General features: G+C 68.1%; 16 protein-coding genes. 7 read left to right on the top strand and 9 right to left on the bottom strand.

Annotated features, from left to right (window positions below; all coding sequences use genetic code 11):
- Nucleotides 1–27: 27 nt before the first annotated feature.
- Both C441_RS12925 and C441_RS12920 read right to left on the bottom strand, forming a co-directional pair.
- Entirely contained in the window at nt 28–618 is a 591-nt protein-coding gene (locus C441_RS12925) for an RPA family protein (protein ID WP_007275471.1), read from the bottom strand.
- Complete coding sequence (locus C441_RS12920; RefSeq protein ID WP_004969003.1) at nt 619–1554, bottom strand: replication factor A; 936 nt, start codon at nt 1552–1554, stop codon at nt 619–621.
- Between the two features lie 170 nt (nt 1555–1724).
- Here C441_RS12920 and C441_RS12915 point away from each other — a divergent pair, with 170 nt between their 5' ends.
- From C441_RS12915 to C441_RS20310, 4 genes are all read left to right on the top strand, one after another.
- Entirely contained in the window at nt 1725–2006 is a 282-nt protein-coding gene (locus C441_RS12915; RefSeq protein WP_007275470.1) for a DUF7091 family protein, read from the top strand.
- Between the two features lie 79 nt (nt 2007–2085).
- A complete protein-coding gene (locus C441_RS12910) occupies nt 2086–3090 on the top strand; it encodes a mannose-1-phosphate guanylyltransferase (RefSeq protein WP_007275469.1) in 1005 nt (334 codons plus the stop codon).
- A gap of 41 nt (nt 3091–3131) precedes the next feature.
- Complete coding sequence (locus tag C441_RS20535; protein ID WP_007275468.1) at nt 3132–3254, top strand: hypothetical protein; 123 nt, start codon at nt 3132–3134, stop codon at nt 3252–3254.
- Complete coding sequence (locus tag C441_RS20310; RefSeq protein ID WP_007275467.1) at nt 3254–3463, top strand: hypothetical protein; 210 nt, start codon at nt 3254–3256, stop codon at nt 3461–3463. Before C441_RS20535 ends, C441_RS20310 begins: the two co-directional genes overlap by 1 nt.
- Before the next feature lie 15 nt (nt 3464–3478).
- Here the strand turns inward: C441_RS20310 and C441_RS12900 are convergent, their stop codons facing one another.
- From C441_RS12900 to C441_RS12890, 3 genes are all read right to left on the bottom strand, one after another.
- Entirely contained in the window at nt 3479–4264 is a 786-nt protein-coding gene (locus C441_RS12900; protein WP_007275466.1) for an SDR family oxidoreductase, read from the bottom strand.
- A 132-nt stretch (nt 4265–4396) separates the two neighbouring features.
- Nucleotides 4397–4891 (bottom strand): Tfx family DNA-binding protein, encoded by a 495-nt coding sequence (locus tag C441_RS12895; RefSeq protein WP_007275465.1) that lies wholly within the window; start codon nt 4889–4891, stop codon nt 4397–4399.
- 76 nt (nt 4892–4967) lie between these two features.
- Nucleotides 4968–5432 (bottom strand): TRAM domain-containing protein, encoded by a 465-nt coding sequence (locus C441_RS12890; RefSeq protein ID WP_007275464.1) that lies wholly within the window; start codon nt 5430–5432, stop codon nt 4968–4970.
- Between the two features lie 90 nt (nt 5433–5522).
- Here C441_RS12890 and C441_RS12885 point away from each other — a divergent pair, with 90 nt between their 5' ends.
- A complete protein-coding gene (locus C441_RS12885) occupies nt 5523–6209 on the top strand; it encodes a hypothetical protein (protein ID WP_007275463.1) in 687 nt (228 codons plus the stop codon).
- Nucleotides 6210–6245: 36 nt separating this feature from the next.
- Here the strand turns inward: C441_RS12885 and C441_RS12880 are convergent, their stop codons facing one another.
- On the bottom strand, nt 6246–7241 hold the full coding sequence (locus C441_RS12880; RefSeq protein ID WP_049920590.1) for a radical SAM protein: 996 nt from the start codon (nt 7239–7241) through the stop codon (nt 6246–6248).
- Between the two features lie 108 nt (nt 7242–7349).
- Between C441_RS12880 and C441_RS12875 the strand changes: the two genes are divergently transcribed.
- Both C441_RS12875 and C441_RS12870 read left to right on the top strand, forming a co-directional pair.
- The gene (locus C441_RS12875) at nt 7350–9221 is read left to right on the top strand and encodes a PAS domain S-box protein (protein WP_049920589.1); all 1872 of its coding nucleotides are present in this window, start codon (nt 7350–7352) and stop codon (nt 9219–9221) included.
- Nucleotides 9222–9347: 126 nt separating this feature from the next.
- A complete protein-coding gene (locus tag C441_RS12870; RefSeq protein ID WP_004969013.1) occupies nt 9348–10481 on the top strand; it encodes a DUF373 family protein in 1134 nt (377 codons plus the stop codon).
- Nucleotides 10482–10559: 78 nt separating this feature from the next.
- Here C441_RS12870 and C441_RS12865 read toward each other — a convergent pair whose 3' ends face one another.
- The 3 genes from C441_RS12865 to C441_RS12855 form a co-directional block, all read right to left on the bottom strand.
- Nucleotides 10560–11402 carry a polyprenyl synthetase family protein gene (locus C441_RS12865; protein ID WP_004973663.1) on the bottom strand — a complete coding sequence of 281 codons (843 nt, stop codon included), beginning with the start codon at nt 11400–11402 and terminating at the stop codon, nt 10560–10562.
- Nucleotides 11403–11523: 121 nt separating this feature from the next.
- On the bottom strand, nt 11524–11703 hold the full coding sequence (locus tag C441_RS12860) for a DUF4177 domain-containing protein (protein WP_007275460.1): 180 nt from the start codon (nt 11701–11703) through the stop codon (nt 11524–11526).
- A 254-nt stretch (nt 11704–11957) separates the two neighbouring features.
- Nucleotides 11958–12592 (bottom strand): electron transfer flavoprotein subunit alpha/FixB family protein (locus C441_RS12855; RefSeq protein ID WP_007275459.1); only part of this gene is annotated, 635 nt, incomplete at its 5' end.

The raw sequence follows: 12592 nt of genomic DNA, 5'->3' as shown, positions 1-12592 counted from the left end.
CGCGCGGGTCGCGGCCGGCGTGTTCGCTTACGCGCTCAGTTCGTCGGCCTGTTCGAGGCTTTCGAGCGCGGCGATGGCGGCGCGCTTGTACTCCTCGGGGTCGAGGTCGTAGTGCTCGCGGGCCATCCGGGCGTACTCGTCGCCCTCGTCGTCGAACGCCGCGATGCGGTCGAGCGTCTTGGCCGCGGTTTCCGTCACCCAGCGGTCGCGCGTGGCCGCGTCGACCTCGGTGATGGACTCGGGGCGGACGGAGACGTTGATACTGCCGTCGTCGGTCTCGTAGGTCCGCGGCTTGCCGACGACCGCGACGTAGGCGGGCGCGTCGAGGTCACGGAGCGCGCTGGCGGCCTCGGGCTGGTACTGGCCGGCGTAGACGAAGAACGTCCCCGTCGGGTCGACGATGCGACCGCGCCAGTACTCGTTGTCCTCGCCGACGTCTTCCTTCTCGGTCAGCGTGCCGACGAGGAAGACGCGGTTGGCGCTTTCGCCCGTCGGAAGGAGCAGGTAGACGGGCGCGCGCTCGTCGTCTGACTCTTTGAACGTGTAACCGGCGTCGTTGAACTCCTGTGCGAAGACGCGCCGGGCGACCTCTCGGGTGGGGATTTCGTTGGAACTCATTTACATCGACCTCGCTTTGATGAGCAGTTCTTCTGCGTCCGCAGGCTCGCTCAGCCGCTCGACTTCGTTGGCGAGCACGTACCGACCCAGCGTCGGGCCGGTGACGCGGTAGTAGAACCCCACGAGGTCACCGCGCATCTCCTCTTCGACGATGGTGGTGTCGAGGGCGTCCATGGCCATCTGCTTCGCCTCGTCCAGTTCGATACCGGTCAGCTCTTCTGTCATCTCCCGGTTGAAGATGACCTCGTGGACCTCCTCGCCGTCGTCGACGACGGCCTTGATGCGGAGGTCGAACTCGCCTTCGACACTGCCGTGTTCGGAACAGCGCCCGTTCTGGAGGACGCGCGTACAGCCCTCCTCGGGACAGCGCTTGATGAGGCCGCTCCCGGACTGGATGTCCACGAGCGCGCCCTCGACGCTGGTCGAGTCGTCGCCGACTTCGATCTCCTCGTCGAGTTCGGTGATGCTCGTCGTCCGGTTGAGCTTCACGGAGAAGTTGCCCTGGTACTCGTCGGTGACGACGTTGCCGAGCGCGTACGACTTCCCCTCTTCGAGTTCGGGGAGCTCGGACGTGGTGAAGGCGATGAACTTCATCCGCCCGGAGTCGTCGCCGAGCAGGCCGACCTGCGCGACGGACTCGCTCCGGGGTTCCCAGAGTTCGACGACCTTCGCGCGCACGTCGACCCACTTTTCGTCTTCGTCGATGTCGTTGAGCAGGGTCTGTTCGTTCCCGCCGGCGCCGCCGGCGAGTTCGTCGCGCTCGATACCGGCTTCGTCCAGGTAACTGTTGACGACGCTCCGCCGCGCTTCGTCGACGGGGACGCGGTACTCGCTGACGAGACTCTCTAATCGTTCTTCGACTTCGTCCGCGGACACGTCTAGGTGGTCCGAGAACTGGTCGGCTATCTCAGCCGCGTGGGTTCGCAAATCAGTCATGGTCTACCTCGCCTCCACCTTGGTTTCCATTGGGAGGCATACCGAGCTTGGATGCGTACTCATATAAAAAGTTGCAAACCCCGCAGTGAAAGTGAACGTCGCGCGAGAGCGCGCGTCAGAACCGTCGCACCGAGCGAGGAATTGATTGCCTCGGGGACGCATTCGACACCATGGACGACCGCCTCGAAAGCATCATTCGCAGTGCCGCTCGAAACGCCGGCAAGCGCTACGAGGAGGTCAAACGCGCCTATCGGGACGGCCGCGACTCGTCTTCGGCGCACTCGCTCCCGCGGGACGGCGAGGGACGCGCGAAAATCGTCTGTCGCCGCCACGCCGAGCGTCGCGCCGTCGCCGTCGACGGGAAGGGCCGCCCCGCCTGCTTCGACCCCGACCACCCCGACTGTCGGGGCTGTGTCGAAGACATCCGCGAGGGGATAGTCGAGACGTGGTAGGCGAGATGGTCGGCGACGTGGTCGGAGCGGTGGGGTGACGACGTGGTACGGTTTTGAGGCTGTGGCGCCACCGGTCCGTATGGACCGACCACTCGTCGCGCTCGTCCTCGCCGGCGGCACCGGCACCCGCCTGTACCCCGCGAGCCGGAGCGACCGGCCCAAGCAGTTCCTCCCGCTCGGCGGCGACCGCTCCCTCCTCGCCGAGACCGTCGCCCGCGCCGACTTCGCCGACCACGTCGTCGTCTCGACGCGCCCCGCGTTCGCCGGCGACATCGCCGACCACGCGCCCGACGCCGAGGTCGTGGTCGAACCCGCGGCCAAGGACACCGGCCCGGCGCTCGTCTACGCGACCCACCGCATCGCCGAGCTGTACGACGACCCGGTCGTCGTCGTCCTCCCGAGCGACCACCACGTCGGCGACGGCTTCACCGAGGCGATGACCCGCGGCGCGCGCGTCGCCGCCGACACCGACTCGCTCGTCGCCTTCGGCGTCGAACCCACCCGCCCGGACGACGGCTACGGCTACATCGAACCCGGCGCGGACCGCGGCGACTACCGCGACCTCGCCGCGTTCCACGAGAAGCCCGACGCCGAGACGGCCGCCCGCTACGTCGACGAGGGCTACCTCTGGAACGCCGGCATGTTCGCGTGGACGCCCGAGGCGCTGTTTTCCGCCGCGCGTGACTCGCCGCTTTCCCACCTCCTCGACGCCCTCGACGACGGCGACACGGACGCCGGCTTCGCGGCGGTCGAGGCCGTCAGCATCGACTACGCGGTGATGGAGCGCGCCGCCGACGCGGCGGTCGTCCCGGTCCACTTCGAGTGGGACGACCTCGGCTCGTGGGACGCCCTCGAACGAATCATCGACGCCGACGAAGACGGCAACGTCGCGCTCGGCGACGACCCGGTGTTCGTCGACGCCGCGGACAACGTGGTCGCCACCGACGGCGCGAACGTCTCGCTCGTCGGCGTCTCCGACCTCGCGGTCGTCGCGTGGGACGACCGCGTGCTCGTCGTGCCGAAAGAAAAGGCACAGCGGGTCCGCGAGGTCGTCTCGTGGCTGAAGCGGAAAGAGATGTTCTGACCGAACGGTTCTTCTCCGCGTAGTTCAGCCGGATTGACAGTATGAGTGACCGTTACCTCCCGAACCGACGTCAGCGCGTCGAGCAGTTACTGACGCAGTACGAGTGCCTCCAGAGCGAAAAACAGGACCTCATCGACCAACAGGGAAGCGGATTCAGGGCCTGATGGCCGCCATCGCCGCCGTCATCGGCTACGCGCTCTACGCCGGCCACCTCGTGTATCTCGGGATGGTCCCGATTCTCATCGGTCTCGTGTTCGTCGAGGTGATTCTCACTCACAACCAGATGCTCTTCGTGGCGAAGCACCTCGCGCTCAGGTCGCGGGTTCACGGGGACGTGGCGGCGTCGGTGTCGCCCTCAAAAATTGCGCCGTGACCGGCGGGGTGCGGCTCAGGCGCTCCGCAGTCGGCCGCCATCCACCGGGACGCAGGCCCCGGTGACGAAGCTCGCGCGGTCGCTGGCGAGGAACGCGACCACGTCGCCGAGTTCCCGCGGGTCGCCGACGCGGCCCAGCGGAATCCCGTCGGACCACGAGCTCAGTCCCTCCTCGTAGGTGTCGTGGTCGCCGCGCTCGACGGCCGCCTCGACCAGTTCCTCGATGCGGCTCGTCTCGTGTGCGCCCGGCAGTACCGCGTTCACTCGCACGCTCGGCGCGAGTTCCCGCGACAGCGACTTCACGAGGCCGATGACGCCGCGGCGGACCGCGTTCGAGAGGATGAGGTCGTCGATGACCTCCCTGACCGACGTGGAGGTGATGCAGGTAATCGTGCCCGCGTCGCTCGCTTCGAGATGCGGTCGCGCCGCCCGCACGGTCCAGACGGCGCTCATGACGAGCATGTCGAACGCGCCGTACCACTCCTGTTCGGTCAGGTCGGCGAACCCGCCCGGCGGCACGCCGCCGGCCGAGGTGACGACGTGGTCGACGCCGCCGAACTCCTCGACGGCCGCCTCGACGAGCGCCTCGACGTCTCCCTTGCTCGTGATGTCGGTCTCGACGCCGAGCACGTCGCCGTCGAGGTCGCCCAGTTCCGATTCGGTCGCCGCGAGGCGCTCGGGGTCGCGCCCGCAGACGACGACGTTCGCTCCTTCGTCGGCCAGCGCCGCGGCGCTCGCACGCCCGAGGCCGGCCGAACTCGCCGTGACGACGACCGTGTCGCCGTCGAGTCCGAGGTCCATGCGAGGGGCGACGGCCGCCGCGAGCAAAAGCGTGGGCCTCGCGGCACGTCGTGTGGCGAACCGAGGTCATCGGGTTCGCTTCGGGGCGCGAGGGGCGGGACGGACGCCATGGGACGCGAATGCGGACGCGGCTCAGACGCCGTCGGCGTGGCGGCGGACGCGGACGCGCCCGTCGCTCGTGACGCCGACGAAGAGCTGTTCTCGAATCTCGCGTCCCTCGACCGCGTCACCGGCGGCGTCGGAGACGATTTTCATCAGGTCCGGCGCGGTCTGGTTCACCTTCACGCCCGAGGCGTCACAGGCGTCGTACACCTGCTTGGGAACGTCGTAGAGGTCGCTTCCGGCGGGGACCTCGACGCGGACCGGGGCGGTGAGCGCGTCGACGAACGTCACCGTCTCGCGGGCCTTCTCGACGTTGGTGCGGGCGCTCGCCTCGATGCTGGAGACGTTCGCGCGCGAGGTGCCGAGGAAGTCGGCGATGGTCGACTGTCGGACCCCCCGCTCGCGCAGTGCGAGCACCTCGGCTTGCCGCCGGGTGAGCACGCTCGTCTCCGGGTCGAACCCCGCCCTGTCGAGGAGTTGGTCTACGTCGGGGACCGTCTCGTCGTCGCGTCCGGCGTCGCTCATACCTCGGGGTTGGGCTCGGGGGTGAAAAAAGATACAGCAGGCTGACTGTCCACGGGACGCCGCCGACGCGTCGGCGTTACTCGCCCCAGAAGTTGTCTCGGCTCCCGAGCGCCTCGGGGCGCTTCGGGCCGTCGCGACCGCTCCCCGTCGATTCGGCGTTTGCTTCGGGCGCTTCGCCCGCCTCGCTCTCCTCGGCGTCGGGGTCCAGCGGCAGGCGCTCGACGATCTTCTTCGCCCGGGCGTGGCTCCCCTTCACCTGGTCGATGCGAACGACGGCGCGCGCGTCAGGGAGGAGCCCGTCGACGAAGACGATGAAACCGTCTTCGGTCCGACCGACGCCGGCACCGCTCTCGTGGATGTCCTCGACGGTGACGATGACCTCCTCGCCCGGCTTGACCGGCTGTTGTTTGAGCTCGGAGATGGGCCGCTCGTAGTGGTCGCACCACTCCGCGCCCCCCCGGTCGCTGTAGTACTGACACCCCATGCCCGCGATTCGTTCTGAGAAGCTCGGGCAGTCGTCCGCGAGTGGACAGTCGGACATGCGGGGAGGTACACTAGGGGCACTCTAAACGCTTGCGGGTAGCCCGCCGGCCGCCGAAACGCTTTCCGTCGCGCGCTCGAACCCCGCGGTATGGCAGAACGCGTCCCCGAGTTCGCACTCCTCATCGGCGTCTTCCTCGGCCTCTCTGCGACCGTCTCGGCGGCGGTCCTCTCGGGGGCGCTGTTTCGCCCGCTTCTCTTCGGTGCCGTCGTCTGTTACCCCTTCGCCGCCTTCGGCGTCCTCCGGTCGGACGACCCCTCGGAGGCGTTGCCACCCCGAGTCGTCCTCGGCCTCGGCGCGGTCATCGGACTCCTGACCGCGGCGACCGCCGTCCTCGAACGCGCGACGGTCGAGCCGCTCGACGGGCTTTTCGCCGCCGTCGTGGTGTCGCTTCCCCCCGTCGCCTACGCGGTCCGCTTCGGCGCGGGCGTGAACCCGCTTTCACCGGTCGCGTCGCTCGCCTGCTGTGCGGTCTGCGGCGCGGCGTTCCTCGCGCTCGCGCCCCGCCTCGGGACGACGAGCGCGCTCCTCGGATTCGTCCTCGGACTCTCGGGGGCGCTCTACGCCGACGCCCGCGGCTTTCGACCGACCCATCGCCAACAGCGCGCCGGCATCGCCGCGGGCGTGTTCGTCGGCGTCGCGGTCGCGGGCATCGGCGTCGCGATGCGGCTTCCCCTCGGGCCGACGACGGCCGCGTCCGTCGTCGCGGCGCTCACGCCGAGTCTGTTCGTCGCGCTCACGAGAACCCGGACACCGAACCGCCGCTATCGGTCGTGACGGTCGCGTGAACACCCGAACCGAAAAAGACTGAACTCAGGCCAACGGCGTCCGCTCGACGACCGTCCCGTCGTAGGTCGGGTACTGCTCGACGATTTCGCCGTCGTCGACGTCGCCGTCTTCGATCATCTCTTCGAGGAGCCACCACGCGACCTCGACGTGGTTCGACTTGATGCTGTAGAACTCGTCGGGGACGCCGAGTTCGATGAAGCGCTCGGCGGGGGTGTAGGTCTTGCCGTAGACGAGCGTGCCGTCGTCGGTCACCTCGTCGAACGGGCGGCGGAGGTTGCGAGCCATGCGCTTCAGGCGGTTTCTGTGCTGGGCGGCGTCCTTGAACACGGAGGTACAGAAGTAGACGCGCTCGTGGTCGCCCATCTCGTCGAGGATGGCCTCCTTCGAGCCGTCGACCGCCGACATGTGGCCGTCCTGGAGTTCGTAGCCCTTCTCCTGCATCCGGCGGTAGTTGCCGTCGGACATCTCGAACTCGTTGATGTTGCAGAACTCCGCGGCCCCCTCGTCGAGGAACTCGAGGAACTCCTGTTCCGCGCGGATGCCCGGAATCTCGAACGCCGGGGTGAGGCCCTCCTCGCGGGCGATGTAGAGGATGTCCTCCCACTCGGTGCCGTGCATGTCGCCCCAGAGTTCGAGCGGCGGGTGGAAGCGAATCTCGTCGAGGCCGGCCTCGGCGAGGCGGCGCATGTTCTCGCGGCCGCCCGTGATTCCCGTATAGAGGTGGATGTGGTGGTCCTCGCCGAACTCGTCTTTGAGAAGCGAGATGTACCGACAGGTCTTGTCGAGCGCCTCCTGCGGCTCGCCGCCGGTGATGGACGACCCGAGCGCGTCCATGCGTTTCGCCTCCTCGATGACGTCGGCGTCGGACTCGACTTTCCGCTCGTTCGCGTACACGTCCGTGACGTTCTTGCGATTCTCGCCGAGCGGGCAGTAGAAACAATCGCGCTGGTCGCAGTACCCGTAGACGAACAGCACCATCTTTCCGCCCATGGCGCACTGTTCGCATCCCTTCGAGATCATTCGATTACGGATGTCTACTTGGCGCATCGTCAAAAGGCGTCCGACTTCGGTCGGTTGCCTGTCCATTCCGCCGGTACGGTTATTGTTGTATATGACTGACAATACGCCATGTCTCTCGGTTCCGTCGTTCGTGCTGAGCCTCCGGTGCGGGTTCTCCTCGTCGACGACGACCCCGAGACCGCCGCGGACACGGTATCGGCGCTCGACGAATGCGACAGCCTCGACGTCACGGCGGTCTCCGATCCGACCGCGGCGCTCGACGCGCACGCCGAGTCGCCGTTCGACTGTATCGTCACCGAGTTCGAGTTCGACGGTACCTCCGGTCTCGACACGCTTCTCCGCGTCCGCGAGTCGCCGAACCCGCCGCCGGTGATTCTGTACACGCGACTCGACTCCGAGGACGTGGTCGCCGAGGCGTTCGCCGCCGGGGTCTCCGACGTGGTCGACAAGCGGCCGGCCGACGCGCAGACCGCGGTGCTCGCCCACCGCGTCTCGAACGCGGTCGTCGCGGCCCGCCAGTCGACCGAACTCGGCGAACTGCACGCGTGGCTCCGGCTCATCGCCGACCAGTCGCTCGTCGGCCTGTACGTGATACGCGACGGCCGGGTCGAGTTCGTCAACGAGTACCTCTCGAACCTGCTCGGCTACGACACGGACGAGGTGGTCGGTCGACCCATCACCGACTTCGTCGTCGAGGAAGACCGCGCCATCGTCGACGAGAGCCTGCGAAACAGGTCCCACGGGAGCGTCGAATCGATGTCGTACACCGTCCGCGTCCGCAACTACGACGGCGAGCTGACCGCGCTGGAAATCACGGGCCAGCGGACGGCGGTCGACGGCGAGCCGGTCGTCGTCGGGACCGCGATGGACGTCACGGCCCGACTGGAGTCCGAACGACTCCTCAGGCGCTCCGAGCGCCTCACCAGACAGATAATCTCGTCGCTCCCGGACATGGTGTTCATCTCGGAACCGACCGAGTTCGACGTCGTCTACATCAACGACCAGTTCGAAGACGCGTGGGGACGAGACGTGTCGCTCCTCTACGACGACCCGCATTCGTTCCTCGACCTCATCCACGTCGACGACCGCGACCAACTGATGCGGGCTATCGACGAGATGTACGCCGACATCCGAGACGGTTCCGTCGACGACCAGTACGAGTTCGAGTTCCGGTTCGTTCCCGAGGGGAGCGAAACCATCCGCTGGGCCACCGCCCGCGCGGTCCCGCTTCTCGGCGAGAACGGCGACGTGACGAACATCATCGGCGTGATTTCCGACCTCACGGAGCGCATCAGCCACGAGCGCGAACTCGCCCAGCAGAACGCCCGGCTCGACGCCTTCGCCCGCGTCCTCTCCCACGACATCCGCGGGCCGCTGGCGGTCGCACAGGGCCGACTCGAACTCGCCCGCGAACTCGACGATGACTCCCACCTCGACCACGTCGAGCGCGCCCACCGGCGCATCACCGACGTGGTCGAAGACGTCCTCTCTCTCGCCCGCGACGAGCACTCCGTCCTCGATGCGTCGACGGTCTCGCTGGCGGACTCCGCGGCCACCGCGTGGGACATGTGTTCGTCGAACGCAGGCGACGTGCGCTGTGAAATCGGCGAGCTCCCCGTCGTCGAAGCCGACGAGAGCCGGACGACGCGCCTCTTCGAGAACCTGTTTCGGAACGCGCTCCAGCACGCTCGGAGCGGCCGCGGCGACGACGCCGAGCTCGTGATTCGCGTCGGCGCGCTCCCGTCGCGCCGCGGCTTCTTCGTCGAGGACAACGGTCCGGGCATCCCGTCGTCGATTCGCGACCGCGTCTTCGACTCCGGCTTTTCGACGAAAGGCGGCGACGGAACCGGCCTCGGACTCGACATCGTCCGCCAGATAGTCGACTCTCACGGCTGGATAATCCGCGTCGCCGACGGCGCGGCCGGCGCGCGCTTCGAGGTGCTTTTCGACCCCGTCGGGGAAGCCGGCGCGACCGTGTGACCGGCGGCGCACAGATGGGCCGCGACCGCGCCGCGGGGATGCCCGCTTCTCCGCGAGACCGACGGACCGCGCCACCGCGGCCGCGCCCCCGAAAGCAGATATATCCCCGTGGCATAGGAGTCAACGATGCTCTTGGTCCTCTGTGTCGACCTCGACGACGACCTCGGTCGCAAGACGGGACTGTCGACGCCCGTCGTCGGCCGACAGCGCGTCGAGGACGCCGCGGTGGCGCTGGCCACCGCGGACCCGGAGGACTCCGACGTGAACGTCCTCTTTCAGGGCATTCAGGTCCACGACGAACTGCTCGAATCGGAGGACGAGGAAGTCGAGGTCGCGGCGGTCACCGGGTTGGAAGGGAGCGACGTGAAGGCGAACCGCGCCATCGGCGACGAGATAGACACCGTCCTCGCGAGCCTCTCGACCGGCGAGCCCGTCCACGCCATCGTCATCACCGACGGCGCACAGGACGAGTCCGTCCTCCCGGTCATCCGCTCGCGCGTCCCCATCGACGGGGTCCGCCGGGTCGTCGTCAGGCAGGCCCAGAACCTCGAATCGATGTACTACACGATGAAGCAGGTGCTCGCCGACCCCGAGACCCGCGGGACCATCCTCGTCCCGCTCGGCATCCTGCTTCTCATCTACCCCTTCGTCACCATCGCCAGCTTCTTCGACGTGCCCGGCGCGGTCGTCCTCGGCCTCATATCGGCGCTCCTCGGGCTGTACACGCTGTTCCGCGGGCTCGGCCTCGAATCGGCCGTCGACGAGGCGGCCAACCGCGCGCGGAACGTCCTCTACGCCGGCCGCGTCACCATCATCACCTACGTCGCCGCCGCCGCGCTCCTCGTCGTCGGCGGCGTCCGCGGGGCGGAACTCCTCGAAACCGTCTCGGACAGCGTCGCGGGCGACCCCGCGCCGGGGCTCGTCCTCGCCACGCTCGTCCACGGCGCGGTCGAGTGGTTCGCCGCCGCCGGCATCACGAGCAGTCTCGGGCAGGTGACAGACGAGTACCTCCACGACCGCTTCAAGTGGCGCTACCTCAACGCGCCGTTCTACGTGTTCGCCATCGCCATCGTGCTGTACGCGCTGTCCGGCTTCTTCCTCCCCGAGGGCGTCGCCGGGGTCCGGAAGTTCTACCTCCCCGGCCTCGCCGTCGCGCTCACGGTCGGCACGCTCCTCGGCGTGCTGAGCACGCTGACGTTCGCGGTGGCCGAGTCCCGGTATCCGACCGGCTCCGACGGCGAAAGCGAGCAACCGGCGTAATCAGTCGCGGGCGGTCGCGCCGCTCGGGGTTGTCTGTGGCTTTTTGCTATCGTCTGTTCGGAACTCGACCCAGAGTCGTCAGCTCTCGCGGACGATGACGAACTCCGCGAGGTCGCGGAGATACTCCAGCGGCTCCGAGTCCTCGACGCCCGAGGAGTCGAGGGCCGAAAGCGCCTCGTCGGCCTGCTGGCGGGCCCGGCGGTTCGCCTCCTCGGGCGTCAGGTCTGTCACCTGCACGAGCGACGGCCGGCCCATCTCGGCGTCCTGCCCCGTCGGCTTGCCGAGTTCTTCCGCGTCCGCGGTGGCGTCGAGCACGTCGTCGCGAATCTGGAAGGCGACGCCGACGCGGGCCGCGTAGTCGCCGAACGCCTCGACGACGTGGGCGTCGCCGCCCGCGGCGACCGCGCCGAGCTCGGCGGCGGCGCGGAACAGCGCGCCCGTCTTGCGGTGGGCGAGTTGCATGTACTCGGCCTCGTTGGAGGGGACCGCGACCAGTTCGGTCGCCTCGCCCTCGCCGAGTTCGACCATCGACTCGGCGACGATGCGGGTGGCGCGGTCGGACGACGACAGGAGGGCGAACGCCTCGCCGAGCAGGCCGTCGGAGGCGATGATGGCCGGCCCGTAGCCGTACTCGGCCCACGCGCTCGGCGTGCCGCGGCGGATGTCGGACCGGTCGATGATGTCGTCGACGACGAGCGAGGCGTTGTGGACGAGTTCGACGCCGACCGCGAAGTCGACGGCGTCCTCGGGGGTGCCACCGACGGCCTCGCAGGCGAGGATGGTCACGGCGGGGCGGACGCGCTTGCCCCCCGCGAGAGCGACGTGGTCGAGTTGGTCGGCGAGTTCCGACGGCTCGACCGCCGAGACGACCTCCTCGAGGCGGTCGTTTACCATCGTGACCCGGCGCTCCAGGTATTCCATTGTCGGTTCGTAGGGTTGGGTAGGGAAGTACGTACCGGATTTGGAGAAACCGAGAGCGGGAGCGGTCGTTCGCGGCCGTTTCTGACCGAAAATAGAGGACGTGATTCCCGCTGTGCGGTGTCTAGTCAGTGACCTCGCGCGCGAGGATGAGCAGTTGCGTCCCGCCGAACTGCTGTTCGACTCGTTCGACCAGTTCGAACCCCTCTCGGCCCAACCTGTTGAGCGCCTCTTCGGGGTCTTCTTTCTTCAGACCGGGGACCTTCGACGCGAGGTCGACTGTCCGGTATTCGTATCGTGGCATGCGTGTTCCCCTCAGTAGAGAGTCGCACGCGACTCGGAAATGCACCCGGACGCTTCTCACCCGGTGGGAGCCGCCCGCCCGGCCGCCCCTCCGGTCGCGGTCGCTCACGAGTTCGCGTCCGCAAAAAGCTGGACCAAAAACGGGTGGTGGTTACTCGAACTGCTCGATGAGCTCCGGCACCACGTGCGACCACCTTTTTCCGGACGCTCACGAGTTCGCGTCCGCAAAAAGCTGGACCAAAAACCGCTGGGCGCTTACTCGAACTGCTCGATGAGCTCCGGCACCACGTCGAAGAGGTCGCCGACGATGCCGTAGTCGGCGATGTCGAAGATGGGCGCGTCGGGGTCGGTGTTGATGGCGACGATGTTCTCGGCACCTTTCATCCCGGCGACGTGCTGAACGGCCCCGGAGATGCCGATTGCGATGTAGAACTTCGGCGTGACGACCTTCCCGGACTGGCCGACCTGCCGGTCCTTCGGGAGCCAGCCGTTGTCGACGATGGGCCGCGACGACGACAGCGTCGCGCCGAGCGCGTCGGCGAGTTCCTGCACGAGTTCGATGTTCTCCTCTTCTTCGATACCGCGGCCGACGGAGACGAGCACGTCGGCGTCGGCGATGTCCACGTCGCCGCTTCCGACCTCCTCGAAGCCGGCCACGCGCGAGCGCACGCGAGACTCGTCGAGGTCGAACGAGAACGACTCGACGGCGGGCTCGCCCGGCTCCTCGGCGGCGTCCCACTCGCCGGGGCGGACGGTGACCGCGGCGCGGTCGGCGTCGACCTCGACGGTCGATTCGACCTTCGAGGCGTACATCTCGCGGGTGACGACGAGGCCGCCGTCGTTCTGGAGGCCGATGGCGTCGGTCACGAGCGGGAGGCCGAGGCGCTCCG

This window comes from Haloferax sulfurifontis ATCC BAA-897 (assembly GCF_000337835.1).
Classification (GTDB): domain Archaea; phylum Halobacteriota; class Halobacteria; order Halobacteriales; family Haloferacaceae; genus Haloferax; species Haloferax denitrificans.
This window is presented reverse-complemented; position numbering and strand designations above follow the sequence as displayed.

Coding starts and splice junctions, on each gene's coding strand:
- C441_RS12865 (WP_004973663.1), bottom strand. CDS start 11,402: ATGGAATACCTGGAGCGCCGGGTCACGATGGTAAACGACCGCCTCGAG.
- C441_RS12910 (WP_007275469.1), top strand. CDS start 2,086: ATGGACCGACCACTCGTCGCGCTCGTCCTCGCCGGCGGCACCGGCACC.
- C441_RS12885 (WP_007275463.1), top strand. CDS start 5,523: ATGGCAGAACGCGTCCCCGAGTTCGCACTCCTCATCGGCGTCTTCCTC.
- C441_RS20535 (WP_007275468.1), top strand. CDS start 3,132: ATGAGTGACCGTTACCTCCCGAACCGACGTCAGCGCGTCGAGCAGTTA.
- C441_RS20310 (WP_007275467.1), top strand. CDS start 3,254: ATGGCCGCCATCGCCGCCGTCATCGGCTACGCGCTCTACGCCGGCCAC.
- C441_RS12925 (WP_007275471.1), bottom strand. CDS start 618: ATGAGTTCCAACGAAATCCCCACCCGAGAGGTCGCCCGGCGCGTCTTC.
- C441_RS12860 (WP_007275460.1), bottom strand. CDS start 11,703: ATGCCACGATACGAATACCGGACAGTCGACCTCGCGTCGAAGGTCCCC.
- C441_RS12870 (WP_004969013.1), top strand. CDS start 9,348: ATGCTCTTGGTCCTCTGTGTCGACCTCGACGACGACCTCGGTCGCAAG.
- C441_RS12915 (WP_007275470.1), top strand. CDS start 1,725: ATGGACGACCGCCTCGAAAGCATCATTCGCAGTGCCGCTCGAAACGCC.
- C441_RS12895 (WP_007275465.1), bottom strand. CDS start 4,891: ATGAGCGACGCCGGACGCGACGACGAGACGGTCCCCGACGTAGACCAA.
- C441_RS12900 (WP_007275466.1), bottom strand. CDS start 4,264: ATGGACCTCGGACTCGACGGCGACACGGTCGTCGTCACGGCGAGTTCG.
- C441_RS12890 (WP_007275464.1), bottom strand. CDS start 5,432: ATGTCCGACTGTCCACTCGCGGACGACTGCCCGAGCTTCTCAGAACGA.
- C441_RS12920 (WP_004969003.1), bottom strand. CDS start 1,554: ATGACTGATTTGCGAACCCACGCGGCTGAGATAGCCGACCAGTTCTCG.
- C441_RS12880 (WP_049920590.1), bottom strand. CDS start 7,241: ATGATCTCGAAGGGATGCGAACAGTGCGCCATGGGCGGAAAGATGGTG.
- C441_RS12875 (WP_049920589.1), top strand. CDS start 7,350: ATGTCTCTCGGTTCCGTCGTTCGTGCTGAGCCTCCGGTGCGGGTTCTC.